The following is a 16,994-nucleotide window of genomic DNA, read 5'->3' on the forward strand; positions in this document are numbered from 1 at the left end:
ACGATGGTCGGTAAAGGAAGAACGCGACTTTCGTCGTAGGCCGCCGGCCCCTGGTGCGCCGGGGGATTCGGCCGAACGGCGGTACGTGCGCGCCGCAGGTCCGCGCCGGGTGTCCACAGTGGTGAGACGCCCCGCCGGGACCGGGCCGGGCGGCCGGTCAGGCCGGGCGGGTGAGGGTGGTGTCCAGGAAGGCCCGGGTGGCCGCGGTGATCGGGCCGGAGCGGTGCACGAGCCACTGGGGCAGCCGTTCCGGCGGGCTGAAGCGGTGGACTTCGGCGCCGGAGCGGCGGGCCAGGTCCGCCCAGCCGTCGGGCATCAGTCCGGCGCCGATGCCGCGCAGCACCATCGGCAGGATCACGCTCCGGTCCCCCACCTCGGCCGCGATGGCCAGTCCGCCGACGCTCGCGGACAGCCGGTCGAACAACGCGCGCACCGCGGTGGCCGGTTTGCTCACCACGAAACGCAGCTCCCTGAGGTCCGCCCCTTCAACGGTGCCGCCACCATCGGCGGTCCGGCCGACCCGGGTCCCGGGCGGGGTCACCAGCAGGAACTCCTCGTCCCGCAGGTGATGGGCCACCAGCCCCCGCCCCGAAGGACGCTCCACGCTCCCGCACACCCCGACCTCGCAGCGGCCCTGCAGCACCATCGCCACCACCTCCGCCGCCGAAAGCGCCGAAGAGGTGCTCACCAGCACGCCGGGGTGGCGCTCCCCCAGCTCGGCGATGATGCCGACCACCGGTTCCAGGGCCGAGGACGAGGTGGCGGCGACATCGACGCGGCCGACCAGTCCGTCGCCGACCGCGCGGGCCGCGGCGCGCAGGGCGTCGAGGTCGCGCAGGACCAGGCGGGCGTGGTCGGCCAGCAGCTCACCGGCGCTGGAGAGCACCGCGGTGCGGCCGACCCGGTGGAACAGCTCGACGTCCAGCTCGTGCTCCAGGTTGGCGATCGCGCGCGACAGCGAAGGTTGCGCCACCCGCAACGCCTTCGCCGCGTGGGTGAACCCGCCGTGCTCGACGATGGCGACGAAGTACTCCAGCTGGCGCCGTTCCATAGCGTGAAGCTATCGGAACGGTGTCCCGGATGTCTTGGACGCGCGCCGCCGCGCGCGCGACGATGCAGGGATGGTCACGACGCGCCCCACCCTGCAGGGCACCTTCGGCATGGTCTCCTCCACCCACTGGCTCGCCTCGGCCTCCGCGATGGCCGTGCTCGAGGACGGCGGCAACGCCTACGACGCCGCGACCGCCGCCGCGTTCGTGCTGCACGTGGTCGAGCCGCACCTCAACGGGCCCGGCGGCGACGTGCCGATGATCATCGCCCCCGCCGGAGGGACGCCCCGGGTCCTGTGCGGGCAGGGGCCCGCGCCCGCCGGGGCGACCATCGAGCACTACACCGGGCTCGGGCTGGACCTCGTCCCCGGCACCGGCCCGCTGGCCGCTCCGGTCCCGGGCGCGTTCGACGCCTGGCTGCTCCTGCTGCGCGACCACGGCACCCGATCCCTGCGCGCGGTGCTCGGCCACGCGATCGGCTACGCCGCGAACGGGCATCCGGCGGTCGAGCGCGTCGGCGCCACGGTCGAGGCCGTGCGCGAGCTGTTCGAGACCGAGTGGACCACCTCGGCCGAGCTCTACCTGCGAGACGGCAAGGCGCCCGCGGCCGGCGCGCTGCTGAAGAACCCCGCGCTCGCCGGCACCTGGCAGCGGCTGCTCACCGAAGCCGAGGCGGCGGGCCCGGGCCGCGAGACGCAGATCGACGCGGCGCGCCGGATCTGGCGCGAGGGGTTCATCGGCGAGGCGATCGCCGGATTCGCCGCGAAACCGGCGATGGACACCTCCGGCGAGCGGCACGCCGGCACCCTCACCGGCCAGGACCTGGCCACCTTCGAAGCGACCTACGAAGACCCGGTCACCCACACCTGGAACGGGTGGACCATCGCGAAACCCGGGCCGTGGAGCCAAGGCCCGGTGTTCCTGCAGCAGCTCGCCCTGCTGCCCGGCGAACTGGACTACGCCACACCGGACTACTACCACACGCTCATCGAGGGCACGAAGCTCGCGATGGCCGACCGTGAAGCCTGGTACGGCGACCGCGCGGACGTGCCCCTGGAAACCCTGCTTTCCCCGCAGTACAGCGAAACCCGCCGCGGGCTGATCGGTGAGCAGGCTTCGCACGAGCTGCGCCCGGGACGGCCCGATGGCCGCGAGCCGCGGCTGGCGCGGGCCGTGGGGTCCGGACGGGCGGGCGGCTCGGTGGCCGCGCCGGCGGGCGCGGGCGAGCCGACCGTCGCCGAGGACGGCGCGACCCGTGGCGACACCTGCCACGTCGACGTCGTCGACCGGTGGGGCAACCTGATCTCGGCCACCCCCAGCGGGGGCTGGCTGCAGTCCAACCCGGTGATCCCCGGCCTCGGCTTCCCGCTCGGCACCCGGCTGCAGATGGCCTGGCTCGACCCGGGCCTGCCGAACTCGCTGGCCCCGGGCCAGCGCCCCCGGACCACGCTCTCCCCCTCGCTGGCCCTGCGCGACGGCGTCCCGGTCCTGGCCTTCGGCACCCCGGGCGGCGATCAGCAGGACCAGTGGAGCCTGCACTTCCTGCTCGCCGTCGCGCTGCGCGGGCCGGTGCGCGGCGGACTCGACCTGCAGGGCGCGATCGACGCGCCGAACTGGCACACCGACAGCTTCCCGAGCTCGTTCTACCCGCGCGCGATGTCCCCCGGCGGGGTGACCGTGGAATCCCGGATCGGCGCCGCTGCGATCACCGCGCTGGAACGCCGCGGGCACCTGGTCACCGTGGCCGGGCCCTGGTCCGAGGGCCGGTTGTGCGCCGTCGCGCGCGACCCGGGCAGCGGGGTCCTGTCCGCCGCGGCGAACTCCCGGGGAATGCAGGGGTACGCCGCCGGGCGGTGAGCGCGCGTCCCGTTCACCGCCGGGCGAGGTACACCACGGAAGGGAATCGTGCGGGTCCCGATACTTCGGCTTGACAATACTGGAACGTTGTTCCACGATGTACTGGAACGACATTCCAGCAAGCTTGAGGAGCCCATCATGAAAACCCCCGTCACGATCATCGGCGCCGGACTCGGCGGCCTCGTCCTGGCCCGCGTCCTGCACGTCCACGGTTTCCCGGTCACCGTCCACGAGGCCGAGCCCTCGCCGAAGGCCCGCTCGCAGGGCGGCATGCTCGACATCCACGAGGACACCGGCCAGCCCGCCCTCGCCGCGGCCGGGCTGAGCGCGGAATTCCGCAGCCTGATCCTCGAAGGCCGCCAGGCGACGCGGCTGCTCGACCGGCACGGCACCGTCCTGCTCGACCAACCCGACGACGACTCCGGGGGCCGCCCCGAGGTGCAGCGCGGCGAGCTGCGGGAGGTGCTGCTCGGCTCGCTGCCCGAGGGCACCGTCCAGTGGGGCCACAAGGTCCGCGAGGTGCGCGCCCTCGGCGAGGGCCGCCACGAGGTGACCTTCACCGACGGCACCACCGCGGTCACGAGCCTGCTCGTCGGGGCGGACGGCGCCTGGTCCCGCGTGCGGCCGCTGCTGTCGGACCACAAGCCGGAGTACAGCGGCATGTCCTACGTCGAGAACTACCTGTACGAGTCCGACACCCGCCACCCCGGCGCGTCGAAGGCGGTCGGCGGCGGGGCGCTGCTCGCCCTCACCCCCGGCGGCGGGATCATGGCCCACCGCGAGCGGGGCGACACCCTGCACGTCTACGTCGCGCTCGCCCGGCCGCTGGACTGGTTCGCCGAGACCGACTTCACCGACACCGACGCGGCCGTGGCGCGGATCACGCGGGAGTTCGAAGGCTGGGCCCCGGAGCTCACCGCGCTGATCACCGAAACCGACGTCGCCCCGGTCCTGCGCCCGCTCTACACCCTGCCGGCCGAGCACCACTGGCCGCGCACCGCCGGGGTGACCCTGCTCGGCGACGCCGCCCACCTCGCGCCCCCGAACGGCGAGGGCGCCAACCTGGCCATGCTCGACGGCGCCGAACTCGGCCAGGCGCTGGCCGCGCACCCGGACGACCCGGAGGCCGCGCTGGCCGAGTACGAGCGGGCCCTGTTCCCCCGAAGCGCCGCGGCCGCCACCGACGGCGCCGAACTGCACGAGATCCTGTTCGGCGCGACCACGCCGCACAGCCTGAAGGACATGTTGACCGGGGGCGCACCGGCCGCCTGAGCGACGCCCCGCCACCGGCGCCGGTCCATCGCCGCGGCGGGTCGCCCGCCGGCCACGTTTTCGGAAAGCTGCCACCGGGAAGGGCTGCCGGGAAGCCATTTCGGAAGGCTGCGGCCAGGAAGCCTTTGCCGGTAAGCGATTTCGGAGAACAGCTGCCGGAAAGCCTTTGCCGGGAAGGACAGCGGAAGACTGCCGCCAGGAAGCGGCTCCGGGAAGCCCTCTGCCGGAACGGGCGGCGGAATGACGATGCCGCCGGAAAGCCTTTGCCGGGAAGCGATTTCGGAATGCTGCTGCCAGGAAGCTGCCGCCGGGAAGCCTTCGCCGCAAAGGGCGGTGGGATGCTGCTGCCAGGAAGCGGCTGCGGGAACCTGCCCGGAAGTTGCCGTTGCGGGCCGCGAGCCGGTCGGCCCGGGGAGGCGGGCGAGGACCAGACGCCCTCGATTCCATCCGGCGGGACGGGGCCCGGCGCGGCGACGCCAGTCCTCAGGCCCCGTCCCGTAGCTGGGCCGCGTCGCGGCCCGGGGTCACCCCGAAGGCCCGCCGGTACTCCCGGGTGAACTGCGACTGGCTGTCGTAGCCGACCAGGTGCCCCACCTCCGCCATGCTCCGCGGCCGGGCGGCCAGCCGGGCCCGGGCCTCCTGCAGGCGGATCTGCTTCTGGAACTGGATCGGCGTCATCGAGGTGGTGGCGCGGAAGTGGCGGTGGAACGTGGAGGTGCTCATCCCCGCCCGGCCGGCCAGGTCCGCCACGCGCACCGGTGCGGCGTAGTGCTCGCGCAGCCAGCGGATAGCCCGGGCGACGTGCGCGAGGCCACCGTCGGCCAGCCCGATGCGGCGGACCAGGCCCGACTGCGCGCCCGTGAGCAGACGCCAGTGGATTTCGCGGACCAGGCCGGGACCGAGCACCCGCAGGTCGTCCGGGTGGGCGGCCACGCGCAGCAGCCGCACCACCGGGTCCAGCAGTTCGGTGGGGGCGTCGCCGACCACCAGGCCGCCGAACGCGGGGGCGGGCGCGGCGGCGGGGGCTTCCAGCAGCAGGGCGGCGATGAGCGCGGGGCTCAGCGTCAGGCTGAACACGACCAGCGGGTCCTCCGGGCGGGCCGCCGGTGCCTGGCCGATCACCGGCAGGTCGACCGGGACGACGACGTACTGCCCCGCCCGGTAGTCGTACGCGGTGCCGTTGAGCACCGTGCGCTTGACGCCCTGGGCCACCACCGCCAGCGACGGCTCCGACATCACCGCCATCGGTTCGGTGCGTTCGCCGGCGAAGGTGACCGAAGCGTCCTGGGTGACCCGCCGCTTGCGTAGCGTCCCTCGGCCGGTGTGCCGCGTGATCAGGTCACGCAGTTCGTCGAGGAGGTCCACCCGTCGAGCCAAGCACGGCGCCGAGCGTCACGGCAAGGGGCGTGATTGCGGTGAGGTCGCCAGGATCGTGCCAAACCGCCGCAGGATGGGCCTACCCGTCCGGGCCCGCCGCTGCTGGGATCGGGGGACCGAAATCCCGAAGGAAGCGAGCGGCCACCGCGATGGACCACCGGAACCTGGGCACCACCGGCGTCAAGGTCAGCCCCCTGTGCCTGGGCACGATGATGTTCGGCGCCTGGGGCAACCCCGACCACGAGGACGCGACCCGGATCGTGCACACCGCCCTCGACGCCGGCCTCAACTTCGTCGACACCGCCGACGTCTACTCCCACGGCGAATCCGAGCGGATCCTGGGCCGGGCGCTGGCCGGGCGCCGGGACTCGGTGGTGCTGGCCACCAAGGCCGGCTCGCCGATGGGCGCGGACCCGAACGAGCGGGGCAGCTCCCGGCGCTGGATCCTGCGCGCCTGCGAGGACAGCCTGCGCCGCCTCGGCACCGACCACCTCGACCTCTACCAGGTCCACCGGCCCGACCCGGACACCGCGATCGACGAGACGCTGGGCGCGCTCACCGATCTGGTGCGCCAGGGCAAGGTGCGCTACCTCGGCTCGTCGACCTTCCCGCCCGCCACGATCGTGCAAGCGCAGTGGACCGCCGAGCGCCGCGGGCGGGAGCGGTTCGTGTGCGAGCAGCCGCCGTATTCGCTGCTGACCCGGGGCATCGAGAACGAGGTGCTGCCCACCTGCGCCGAGCACGGGCTGGGCGTGCTGGCCTGGAGCCCGCTGACGGGCGGCTGGCTGTCCGGCCGGTGGCGCACCGGGGCGCCCGGACTGGCCAGCCGCCGCACCGAGAAGATGCCGCACCCGGCCACCCACGCCCACTACGACCTGTCCGTGCCGGGCAACCGGGCCAAGCTCGACGCCGCCACCGCGCTGGGCGAGCTGGCCGAGGAGGCCGGGCTGCCGCTGATCCACCTGGCGCTGGCCTTCGTGCTGCGGCACCCGGCCGTCACCTCGGCCGTGATCGGGCCGCGTACCCTGGCCCACCTGGAAAGCCAGCTCGGCGCGGCCACAGTGACCCTGGACGAGGCGGTGCTCGACCGCATCGACGAGATCGTGGCGCCGGGTACCGACCTGAACCCGGCCGACACCGGCTACCGCTCCCCCGCGCTGGCCGAGCCCAGCCGGCGCCGCCGCCCCATCCACAGTGGACGGTAACCAGTAGTCCGACCACTCGGCCACAGCACCTGCCTCCCCTCAGCCGGTCGAGGCTCGCGTCTCCGGGGAAAACCCTCACTGCCAACCGGAATCGAACCCCCACCCGGCCACCGGGCCCGCCGCTCCGCTCTCATCCGTTCAGGTCTAGACATCCGATAATTGACCGACCTAGGGTGCGAACGGTTCACCGAGCACGGGAGGGCCGATGCCGATCTCGACGCACCGGGCGCTGCTGGTCGCGGGGGTGCTGGCGCTGGGCGTCCCCGGCCCGGCCGCCGCCGCGCCGGGAACCGGCTGCACCGGACCGATCCGCCCGGCCGCCGTCCTGGCCGTGCGCTCCTGCGACGGGATGGACCGGATCCTGGCCAAGGCCGCCGCCGTCGTGCCCCGGCCCGGGCAGCTGGACTGGCAGCAGCGGCCGGTCACCGGGTTCACGCACTTCGGCATGAACACCTTCACCGACCGGGAGTGGGGCTCGGGGGCCGAGCGGGAGTCCTCGTTCGCGCCGCGCCGGGCCGACACCGGCCAGTGGATGCGCGCGATGAAGGCGGCCGGCATCACCCAGGTGATGCTGACCGTCAAGCACCACGACGGTTTCGTGCTCTACCCGACCCGCTACACCAACCACTCGGTGATCGCCAGCCCGTGGTGGGTCCAGGGCTGCGCCGGCGACGACCCGGCCCGCGGCGCCGCGCAGCAGGCCCGGGCCCAGGACCCGTCGGCGTTCTGGCGGGTGCGCGCCACCGGCTGCGCCAATCCGCGCGGCGACCTCCTGCGCGACTACGTGGACTCCGCCCGCGCGGCCGGGTTGAAGGTCGGCGTCTACCTCTCCCCCGCCGACGGCGCCGAGCTGCCCGCGTCGTTCTTCGCCGGGGAGGTCGAACGGATCGGGGCGAAGGTCGCCGCCGGGCAGCCGCTGTCGATCGAGGAGCAGGCCACTTACGACGACCGCGCCTTCGCCCCGTCCGGGCAGGGCCGTTACGGCTCCGGCAGCGCGGTCACCCCGCGCACCATCCCGAGCCTGGTGCCGGGTGACGACCGCGCGGCCGCGCTCGCGGCCGGCCGGCTGCCCCGCTTCAGCGTCCGCGAAGACGACTACAACAGCTACTACCTCAACCAGCTCTACGAGTTGTTCACCCAGTACGGGCCGATCGACGAGCTGTGGCTCGACGGCGCGAACCCCTGGCGGGACCACGGGATCGGCGAGGACTACGACTTCACCACCTGGTTCCGGATGATCCACGCTTTCTCCCCGGACACGGTCACCTTCGCCGGCCCCGCCGGGGTCCGCTGGGTCGGCAACGAGTCGGGCCGGGCGCGGGAAACCGAGTGGAGCCCGCTGCCGGTCACCGCGGACCCGGCCACCGCCCACAACGAGGAGCTGTTCCCCGGCGGGGCGAGCGCCGAAGACCTCGGCTCACGGGCGGTGCTCGCCGACCCGTCCGTGCGGTACCTGCAGTGGGCGCCCGCGGAGTCCGACGTCTCCCTGCGGCCGGGCTGGTTCTTCCACGCGGGCGAACAGCCGAAAACCGCCGCGCGGCTGGTCAGCCTCTACCGGCAGACGGTCGGGCGCAACTCTTCGCTCCTGCTGAACGTGCCGCCCGCACCGGACGGGACCGTGCCGCCCGGCGATCGCGCCGCGCTGGCCGCCTTCGGCGCGTCGGTGGCGGCCACCCAGGCGGTGAACCTCGCGAAACCCGGCCCGGGCGTCCCGCGGTCCCCGGCGGTCGACGCGGTGACCGACGACGCGCTGCGCACCTCGTGGTCGCCGCCGCACGGGGCCCGCGAAGGCACGCTCGACCTGCCGTTGTCCCGGCCCGTCACGTTCGACCAGATCCGCCTCGGCGAAGACCTCGGCCGCGGGCAGCACATCGAAGGCGCCACCGTCGAGGCCGAGGCCGGCGGGGTCTGGCGGACGGTCACGACCGTGACCACCGTCGGCTCCACCCGGCTGGTCACGCTGCCGGCGCCGGTGACCGCCGACCGGGTCCGGGTGCTGGTCACCCAGTCGCGCGCCACCCCGTACCTGGCGACCTTCGCCCTCTACCGCACCGTCGCCCCGCCGGGCTGAAAGCAAGGGATCCCCTCATGTCCGCTCTCCACCGGCTCGCCGCCGCAGTCCTGGCCGGCGCCACCGTCGCGGCGCTGGCCGCCAGCGTGCCCGAAACCGCCGAAGCCGCCCAGATCACCGAAGCCGCCCAAATCACTGGAACCGCGGCCCCGCTGCCCCGGGTCGCGCCGACGCCGCAGTACCTCGCGCGCGCCTCCGCGGACGTGCGGGTGCCCGATTCGGCCGTGCTGGTCACCGACCGCGCGACCGACCCCTCGGCGCAAGACCTGCTCACCACGCTGCTGCGGCAGCACGGCGTCCGCTCGGTCACCACCGCCGCCCCCGGGCAGCCGGCCGGGCGGGCCCGGCTGGTGGTCCGGCTCGGTGGCGCGGACCGCGCGGACATCGGTGCGGCGCTGGGCTCGCTGAGCGTGCCGGACCAGGCCGAGGGGTACGCGCTGCGCTCGCCGAAGCCCGGCGAGCTGGTGATCGGCGGCCGGGACGCGGCCGGGCAGTTCTACGGGGTGCAGACCGTGCGCCAGCTCTTCGTGCGGTCCGGCCGGGGCTGGGCGGTCGGCGGCGTGGCCGTGCGGGACTGGCCGGGCATGGCGCTGCGCGGTGCGATCGAAGGGTTCTACGGACCGCCGTGGACCACCGCGGACCGGCTGCGCCAGATCGGCTTCCTCGGTGAAGCCAAGGCGAACTCCTACATCTACAGCGCCAAGGACGACGCGTACCTGCGCGACCGCTGGCGCGACCCGTACCCGGCCGACGAGCTGGCCACGCTCGGCCGGCTGGTGCGGGCCGCGCAGGACCAGCACGTCCAGTTCACCTACGCGCTCTCGCCCGGGGTGTCGATCTGCTTCTCCGCGCCCGGAGACCTGGCCGCGGTGATCGCGAAGCTGCAGTCCGCCTACGACCTCGGCGTCCGGTCGTTCTCGATGCCCTTCGACGACATCTCGTACACGAAGTGGAACTGCGACGCCGACGCGGCGGCCTACGGGGCGCCCGGCCAGGCCGCCGCGGGGAAAGCGCAGGTCTCGCTGCTCAACGCGGTGACCGGGCAGTTCGTCCGGACCCACGCCGGGGCGCGGCCGTTGCAGACCGTGCCGACCGAGTACAGCGATCTCGCGGACTCGCCGTACAAGACCGAACTGCGCGAGCACCTGGACCCGTCGGTGGTGGTGCAGTGGACCGGGACCGACGTGGTGCCGGCGAGCATCACCGTCGAGCAGGCCCGGCAGGTGTCCACTGTGTACGGGCGCAAGGTGTTCCTCTGGGACAACTACCCGGTGAACGACTACGGCCAGTCCGCCGGGCGGCTGCTGCTCGCCCCGTACGCGCACCGTGAGGCCGGGCTTTCCCGCTACCTCGACGGAATCGTGTCGAACCCGATGAACCAGGAGGCGGCCAGCGAGGTCGCGGAGTTCGGCGTCGCGGACTTCGCCTGGAACGACGCGGGCTACTCGCCGGACCGCTCGTGGCCGCTGGCCCTGGGCCGCCTCGCGGGGGGCGACCCGCGAGCGACCGCGGCCCTGGAGGTCTTCGCCGACCTGGAGCACCTGGCGCCGACGTTCGGCCCCACCCCGTGGCAGCCGCAGGCCCCGGCGCTGGCGGCGAAGGTGGCGTCGTTCTGGTCACGCTGGAACGCCGGCGACCGCGACGGGGCGGCCTGGGCGCTGCGGTCCTACGCTTCGCGGATCGAGGACTCCGCACCGGTCATCCGCGGCGGCCGGGTCACCCCCGCGTTCGTCGAGGAGGCCGGGCCCTGGCTGGACGCCACCGCGCTGTGGGGCGGCGCCATGGGCGACCAGCTCGACGCGCTGGTGGCCTCGGTCCACGGCGACGCGGCGAGGGCCCGGCGGCTGACCGCCTCGGCCGATTCCCGGACCGCGCGGGCGAAAGCGGTCATGACCGGCAACGCCAACCGCTGGGGCGTGCACCAGGCCCTGGTGGGCGACGGGGTGCTGGATGCGTTCATCGCCCGGGCCCGGGCGATGACCACCGGGTGAGGTCCGCGCCGGGCGGTCACCCCGCGGGCTTGATCATCGGCGCGTCGCGCGACAGCTCCCGGAACCCGACGCTGTAGTACAGCTCCCGGGCCCCCGGGTCCCCGGCCGCGCCGGCGGACGCGACCGTCATGTGGGTGGCCCCGGCCGCGCGCGCCGAGTGCATGCCCTGCAGCAGCAGCGCCCGGCCCAGCCCCCGCCGGCGGTGGGCCACGTGGGTGCCCACCGGTTCGAACTCGGCGGTCCGGTTGACCTCGTCGAGCCACATGATGGCCGAACCGGCCATCGTGCCGTCCGGGGCTTCGATCAGCAGGTGCAGATCGCCGCGGTAGCCCGGGGCCTCGCGGACGCCCAGGTAGCCCGGCAGCGAGTAGGTCCCGCGGGGCCAGGCGTCCACGTGGGCCTGGACCGCGGCCTCCGGACCGGCCTCGGCCGCGGTGCGGAAGCGGAAGCCCGGCGGCAGCACCGGCCGTTCCAGTTCGCCGCGGTCGCTGTGGTCACCGCGGTCGCCGCGGTCGCTGTGGGCGCTGTGGTCGCTGGGATCGCCGAGGTCACGGTGGTTGAGCTGGGTCCAGCCGCCGTCGTCGGCGAGTTCGGCCAGATCGGGCTCATAGCCGTGCGCGGCCCAGCGCGCGAGGCCGGACTCGTCGGCGGCGCTCGGCAGCACCGTGCGCGTGAGGCCGGGGGTGGTGGCGTCGAACCAGTCGATCACCTCGTCGACCAGGGCGGCGTGACCGGGGTGGACCTGGTGGGCCAGGTAGCCGCCGGTGACGTCCTGGACCGTGCCGTCCCGGCGCCGCACCCGGCGCGGGAGCCAGGCCCAGCCCCAGGCCACCAGTTCCCCGCCGGAGAACCACAGCCGGCGCCGCCAAGCCGCCCCCTCGGCCGCGCGTGCCCGGCCCCAGTTCCAGGCCAGCCCGCCGAACGAGGCGTCGGCGTTCACCAGTTCGGGCCGGACGGCGACGACGCGCTGGGCCAGGGCCTGCATCAGCCGCACGTCCGCGGCGGTCACCGGATCGGTGGTGGTCATGACCGGTCACTGTGGCAGGGCCCGGCCCGGCCGTCCAACCGTTTTCCCGGTCACGCCCGGCGCCGGTCGCGCAGCCCCGAGGAGCGCGACGCCGAGACCCGGCGGTGCGCGACCGGGCTCGCGCTCCTCGCGCGGGCGCCGGGCCCGACGGCCGCACCGGTCCGGAGCACCCCCGGACCCGTTCACCCCACCCGCACCGCCCCGGCCGGCCGGGACCCGGCGTTCGCGCGGCGCCGCAGGGCCAGCCGGAACCCCTCCGGCTTGAGGGTCAGCGATTCCGCGATCTTCAGCCGGTAGCCCGGGTCCGGGGTGAACTCGTACCGCTGCAGCACCAGGCCCAGCGCCAGCACCGCCTCGTGCAGCGCGAACTGGCGGCCGATGCAGGCCCGTTCGCCCGTGCCGAACGGTTTGTACGCCTGCGCCGGGCGCTTCTTCACCGCGGCCGGCTCGAAGCGGTCCGGGTCGAAGGTCTCCGCGTCCGGGCCCCACGCGGCCGGGTCGCGGTGCAGCAGCGGCAACGGGACGAGCACCCAGTCCCCCTTGCGCATCTGGTGGCGCCCGCCCAGCAGCACGTCCTCGCGCGCTTCGCGGGCGTATCCCGGCGCGGTCGGCCACAGGCGCATCGCCTCGTCGAGGACGCGGCGGACGTAGCGGAGCTTCATCACGTCGGCGAACGCCGGTTCGCGGTCGCCCCAGACGGTGTCCACTTCGGACTGGGCCCGGGCCAGCAGCTCCGGGTGCCGGGTCAGGTAGTACAGCGCGAACGACAGCGCGCCGGAGGTCGTCTCGTGGCCCGCCACGACGAAGGTGATGGCCTGGTTGCGGACGTTCACCGGGTCCAGCTTCGCGCCGGTCTCCGGGTGGCTCCGGCTCAGCATCAGGCCCAGCAGGTCGTGGCCCGGGTCCGCCTCGTGGCGGCGGGCCTCGATCACCTCGTCGACCACGCCGTTCATCAGCGCGATGTCGGCCCGGTTCTGCTTCGCCGTGCCCGCCAGCGCGCGGCGGACGAACGGCAGTTTGATGCCCTGCATCTGGGCGAAGCGCAGCGCGCGCGTCATCGACGTGACGAACGGGTGCGGCTCCGCGCGTTCGAAGGACCCGAAGCGGTACCCGAACCCGGCGCGGCCGATGGTTTCCAGCGTCAGCCGCGTCATGTCCGCGGAGACGTCGGCCGAGTCCTTCGCGTCCCAGGCGGCGATCAGCTCACGTGCGACGTCCAGCATGATCGGGTGGTAGCCGCGCATGGCCTCGCCGGTGAAGGCGGGCATCAGGATGTCGTGCGCGAACCGCCAGTTGGGCTCGGTGCCGTAGGCGGTGAACAGCCCGTCGCCGGCCACCGCGCGCAGGTTCCGGACGCCGAGGCCGACGTGCTTGGTGAATCGCTTCTCGTCGTTCAGCTCCGTGACCAGGTCGATCCCGGAGGCGAAGACCAGCTCCAGCCCGATCAGCCGGCGGGTGAAGATCGGGCCCAGCCGCCGGCCCAGCCGCCGGCCCAGCCGCACGGTGTCCTGCAGCGGCGTGCGCGGGTTCGAGCCGATCAGGTCGCCGAGCCCGGGCAGCCGGCCCGGGCGGTGCGGGATGCCGGTGGTGTCCACGAACGCCTCCTATTGAACCCAAATCCAATAGGGTCACGATCCCGCCGTACTGAACCGGTGTCAAGTAAGCTGGGCGGATGCGGACCAGGCTGAGCACCGGGCAGCGGCGCGAACAGCTGCTGGCCATCGGGGCCGGGCTGTTCGCGCAGCGGCAGTACGACGAGGTCTGGATCGAAGAAGTGGCGGAGATCGCGGAGGTCTCCCGCGGCCTGCTGTACCACTACTTCCCGACCAAGAAGGACTTCTTCGCGGAGATCGTGCGCACCCAGCGCGACCAGTTGCTGGCCATGAGCGAGCCGGACCCGGCGCTGCCGGTCGCCGAGCAGTTGCGCGCGGGCCTCGACGTCTACCTGGAGTTCGCCCGCACCCACCCGGACGGCTACCGGATCGTGCACCGCGCCGCCGGCGGCACCGACCGCGAGATCCAGGAGATCCGCGAGGTCGCCACCGCCACCAACGCCGAGCGGATCCTGGCCGCGCTGGCCGAGCTGACCACCGTCACCGAGGCCACCCGGCTGGCCGTGCGCGGCTGGCTGATGTTCGTCAGCGAGGCCATCCTGCACTGGCTCGACCACCAGACGGTGACCCAGCAGGAGCTGCGCGACCTGTGCGCCCGCACCCTGTTCGCCGCGGCGGACGTGCAGCCCTGAAGCCCTTCGACCGGCCATTGTGGACTGAAATCCAGACCGAAAACCTTTTCGATTCAGGACTTTCCGTGCGCCGGAGCGCGTAGCCCGTTTCGATCGCCGACCGGCGGCCGCGCCCGTCGGGGCCGAAGCAGCGCCCGCGGAGGTCCTTGGCGGGCGGCCACCGGGCCGGCCGGTCAGCGATTGACCTACTCCACCCGCATCGGAAAATTGGTTCACCTGGAGCAGTGACATTCCACATATCGACGTAACAGAATCAAGGCCGCGCGGACCTGCAAAGCCGCGCTTCGCGAGGGCATCCGAAGGGAACATCCATGTCATCAGCCAGATGGGGGTGGCGCCGCCGGTTCGGCGCCGCGCTCGCGGTTTCGGCCGCACTCACGGTCGTGACCGCGGGCGGCGCCCAGGCCGCCGGTGAGACCACCACCACCGACACTTCCGACAACCACCAGATGGGCGCCTCGATCCGGGCCCACGACGGCGTGCCGCAGCCCGGCGCCGTGCCGTCGAGCGTCGACGCCAGCGTGCCCGGTATCGACGTCAGCTCCTACCAGGGCAGCGTCAACTGGGCCTCGTACTGGAGCGCGGGCAAGAAGTTCGCCTACGTCAAGGCGACCGAGGGCACGGGGTACACCAACCCGGACTTCACCCAGCAGTACAACGGCTCGTACCACGTGGGCATGATCCGCGGCGCCTACCACTACGGGCGCCCGGACCTCAGCGGCGGCGCCGCGCAGGCGGACTACTTCGCCACGCACGGCGGCGGCTGGTCCAAGGACGGCAAGACCCTGCCCGGCACCCTCGACATCGAGTGGGGCCCGAACTCCGACTGCTACGGCCTGGGCGCCTCGGCGATGGTGGCCTGGATCAAGGCGTTCAGCGACGAGTACCACCGCAAGACCACCCGCTGGCCGGTCATCTACACCGCGACCAGCTGGTGGAGCGAGTGCACCGGCAACACCGGCGACTTCAGCTCGACCAACCCGCTCTGGGTCGCGCGCTACGCCTCCTCGGCCGGCCCGCTGCCGTACCGGTGGGGCTTCTACACCTTCTGGCAGTACAGCTCCACCCCGATCGACCAGGACAGCTTCAGCGCGGACATCTCCCGCCTGAAGGTCCTCGCGACCGGCTGAGCACCCCCTGGTCCGGCGGGCCGCCCACCCGGGCGCCCGCCGGACAGGACCGGACAGAACGGCCGGTTTCGCGCCCGGCCCGGCCCGGCCGGCCCTACGATCGGTGGGACCGCAGCGGACGTCGAGGTCGGATCAGCGGGGAGGGCCATGCCCGGCGAGAGCGACAGGAACAAGGTCGGCCGGCGGGGTTTCCTCGCCCTGGCCGGAGCTGCGGGGGCCGGCGCCGCCGGGCTGGGCGCACCGCCCGCCTCCGCGGCCACCACCGCCGCCCCGGGCGGAGCAGCCCGGCCGGACGACCGGGCACCGGCACCGCGGGTGGACTACACCCTGCCGACGATGGTCTTCGCCGGGTCCGGGACCCACGACCGGCTGGCCGCGCTGCACGAAGCCGCGCTCACCGACCTGGTCGGCATCAACACCGCGTACGCCGATCCCGCGACCTACGACCACTCGGGCCGGCTCGCCTACCCGCCCGGCACGTTCATCCGCGCCGGCGGCGGGTACCCGGCCCCGCAGCGCTGGACGCGGGACGCGGCGGTGAACGCGTGGAACGCCGGCAGCCTGCTCGGCCCGGCCGCCGGCCGGAACACGCTGCTGTCGGTGGTGGACCGGCGCGAGGACGGCAGCCTGATCGTCCAGCAGGACAACCAGTGGTGGGACCAGGTCGTGTGGATCCTCGGCGCGTGGAACCACTACCTGGTCACCGGGGACCGGGCCTTCCTGGCCGACGCCTACCAGGCCGGGGTGAACACCGTCGAAGCGCGCCGGGCGGCCGGCTTCGCCACCGACGCCGGACTGTTCGAGGGCCCCGCCTTCATGAACGACGGCATCGCGGGCTACCCGGCGCCGCCGTGGCGGCCGGGCATCCGTTCCTCGTTCGTGCTCGACTACCCGGACACGGCCAAGCTCCGGTGCCTGTCCACCAACTGCCTCTACCACGGCGCCTTCCTGGCCCTGGCGGGGATGGCGGCCGCGCTGGGCCGCCCCGGCGCCGCGCACCGGGCCGACGCCGCGAAGCTGCGCACGGCGATCAACTCCCGGCTGTGGCACGGCGACGCGTTCGGGTACTTCATCCACGGGGCCGGCCCGCTGGCCGGGCAGCTGGACCCCTCGCAGGAGAGCGCCGGGCTCGCGTTCGCCGTGCTGCTGGGCGTCACCGATCCCGCCCGGACGCAGCAGGTGCTGGCGAACGCGGTGTGGGAACCCCGCGGCATCGCCACCAGCCGCCCGCACTTCCCGCTGTTCAGCGACGAGCGGCCGGGGCGGCACAACACGGTGGTCTGGCCGATGATCCACTCGTTCTTCGGCCACGCCGCCGCCGCGGCCGGGCGGGCCGACCTGTTCGGCCGGGCCGTGACGGACCTGGCCGCCCTGGTCTCGGGCGCCGGCGGCGGCTTCTCCGAGATCTACGACGCCCGCACCGGCGCCGTGCAGGGCGGCTGGCAGACCGGCGGCAGCGGCGAGCTGGAGCACTTCACCTCCCAGCCGGACCAGGCCTGGTCGGCCAGCGGGTTCCTGCGCCTGCTCTACTCCGGGCTGTGCGGACTGGACTTCACCGAGGACGGCCTGCGGTTCGCGCCCTGCCTGCCGGAGGGCTGGGACCGGATCAGCCTGCTCGGGGTGCGGTATCGGGAATCCACTGTGGACCTCGTGCTGGACGGGGCCGGGACCCGGGTGACCCGGTGCACTGTGGACGGACGGCCCGCGCGGCCGCTGCTGCCCGCGCACAGCACCGGTCACCACACCGTGCACCTCACGCTCGCCTGAGCG

Annotated in this window: 11 protein-coding genes and 1 pseudogene; 8 read left to right on the forward strand and 4 right to left on the reverse strand. The window is 73.8% G+C overall.

The window, feature by feature from the left end:
* Positions 1 to 157: 157 nt before the first annotated feature.
* On the reverse strand, positions 158 to 1,051 hold the full coding sequence (locus NYF13_RS20735) for a LysR family transcriptional regulator (protein ID WP_315658949.1): 894 nt from the start codon (positions 1,049 to 1,051) through the stop codon (positions 158 to 160).
* 70 nt (positions 1,052 to 1,121) lie between these two features.
* Here NYF13_RS20735 and NYF13_RS20740 point away from each other — a divergent pair, with 70 nt between their 5' ends.
* Positions 1,122 to 2,906: a gamma-glutamyltransferase gene (locus tag NYF13_RS20740; protein WP_315658951.1), complete on the forward strand. Its 1,785-nt coding sequence runs from the start codon at positions 1,122 to 1,124 to the stop codon at positions 2,904 to 2,906.
* 138 nt (positions 2,907 to 3,044) lie between these two features.
* Entirely contained in the window at positions 3,045 to 4,178 is a 1,134-nt protein-coding gene (locus tag NYF13_RS20745; protein WP_315658953.1) for an NAD(P)/FAD-dependent oxidoreductase, read from the forward strand.
* 483 nt (positions 4,179 to 4,661) lie between these two features.
* Here the strand turns inward: NYF13_RS20745 and NYF13_RS20750 are convergent, their stop codons facing one another.
* Positions 4,662 to 5,543 (reverse strand): AraC family transcriptional regulator, encoded by an 882-nt coding sequence (locus NYF13_RS20750; RefSeq protein WP_315658954.1) that lies wholly within the window; start codon positions 5,541 to 5,543, stop codon positions 4,662 to 4,664.
* Positions 5,544 to 5,704: 161 nt separating this feature from the next.
* Between NYF13_RS20750 and NYF13_RS20755 the strand changes: the two genes are divergently transcribed.
* The 3 genes and pseudogenes from NYF13_RS20755 to NYF13_RS20765 form a co-directional block, all read left to right on the forward strand.
* Positions 5,705 to 6,760, forward strand: a complete 1,056-nt coding sequence (locus NYF13_RS20755) for an aldo/keto reductase (RefSeq protein WP_315658956.1) — start codon at positions 5,705 to 5,707, stop codon at positions 6,758 to 6,760.
* A gap of 205 nt (positions 6,761 to 6,965) precedes the next feature.
* Positions 6,966 to 8,831 carry an alpha-L-fucosidase gene (locus tag NYF13_RS20760; RefSeq protein ID WP_315658958.1) on the forward strand — a complete coding sequence of 622 codons (1,866 nt, stop codon included), beginning with the start codon at positions 6,966 to 6,968 and terminating at the stop codon, positions 8,829 to 8,831.
* 17 nt (positions 8,832 to 8,848) lie between these two features.
* Positions 8,849 to 10,348 (forward strand): annotated as a pseudogene (locus tag NYF13_RS20765) (beta-N-acetylglucosaminidase domain-containing protein); the annotation flags it as partial.
* 490 nt (positions 10,349 to 10,838) lie between these two features.
* On the opposite strand, the gene NYF13_RS20770 reads toward NYF13_RS20765, so the two are convergent.
* Both NYF13_RS20770 and NYF13_RS20775 read right to left on the reverse strand, forming a co-directional pair.
* On the reverse strand, positions 10,839 to 11,849 hold the full coding sequence (locus NYF13_RS20770; RefSeq protein ID WP_315658961.1) for a GNAT family N-acetyltransferase: 1,011 nt from the start codon (positions 11,847 to 11,849) through the stop codon (positions 10,839 to 10,841).
* Positions 11,850 to 12,031: 182 nt separating this feature from the next.
* On the reverse strand, positions 12,032 to 13,444 hold the full coding sequence (locus tag NYF13_RS20775; protein WP_315658962.1) for a cytochrome P450: 1,413 nt from the start codon (positions 13,442 to 13,444) through the stop codon (positions 12,032 to 12,034).
* A gap of 77 nt (positions 13,445 to 13,521) precedes the next feature.
* Here NYF13_RS20775 and NYF13_RS20780 point away from each other — a divergent pair, with 77 nt between their 5' ends.
* The 3 genes from NYF13_RS20780 to NYF13_RS20790 all read left to right on the forward strand — a co-directional run bounded on the left by NYF13_RS20780 (position 13,522) and on the right by NYF13_RS20790 (position 16,991).
* On the forward strand, positions 13,522 to 14,094 hold the full coding sequence (locus NYF13_RS20780) for a TetR/AcrR family transcriptional regulator (protein ID WP_315658963.1): 573 nt from the start codon (positions 13,522 to 13,524) through the stop codon (positions 14,092 to 14,094).
* A gap of 311 nt (positions 14,095 to 14,405) precedes the next feature.
* Positions 14,406 to 15,224, forward strand: a complete 819-nt coding sequence (locus NYF13_RS20785; RefSeq protein ID WP_315658964.1) for a GH25 family lysozyme — start codon at positions 14,406 to 14,408, stop codon at positions 15,222 to 15,224.
* A gap of 147 nt (positions 15,225 to 15,371) precedes the next feature.
* Positions 15,372 to 16,991: an MGH1-like glycoside hydrolase domain-containing protein gene (locus NYF13_RS20790; protein WP_315658966.1), complete on the forward strand. Its 1,620-nt coding sequence runs from the start codon at positions 15,372 to 15,374 to the stop codon at positions 16,989 to 16,991.
* Positions 16,992 to 16,994 lie beyond the last annotated feature (3 nt).

It is taken from the genome of Amycolatopsis sp. PS_44_ISF1 (assembly GCF_032335455.1).
Taxonomy (GTDB): domain Bacteria; phylum Actinomycetota; class Actinomycetes; order Mycobacteriales; family Pseudonocardiaceae; genus Amycolatopsis.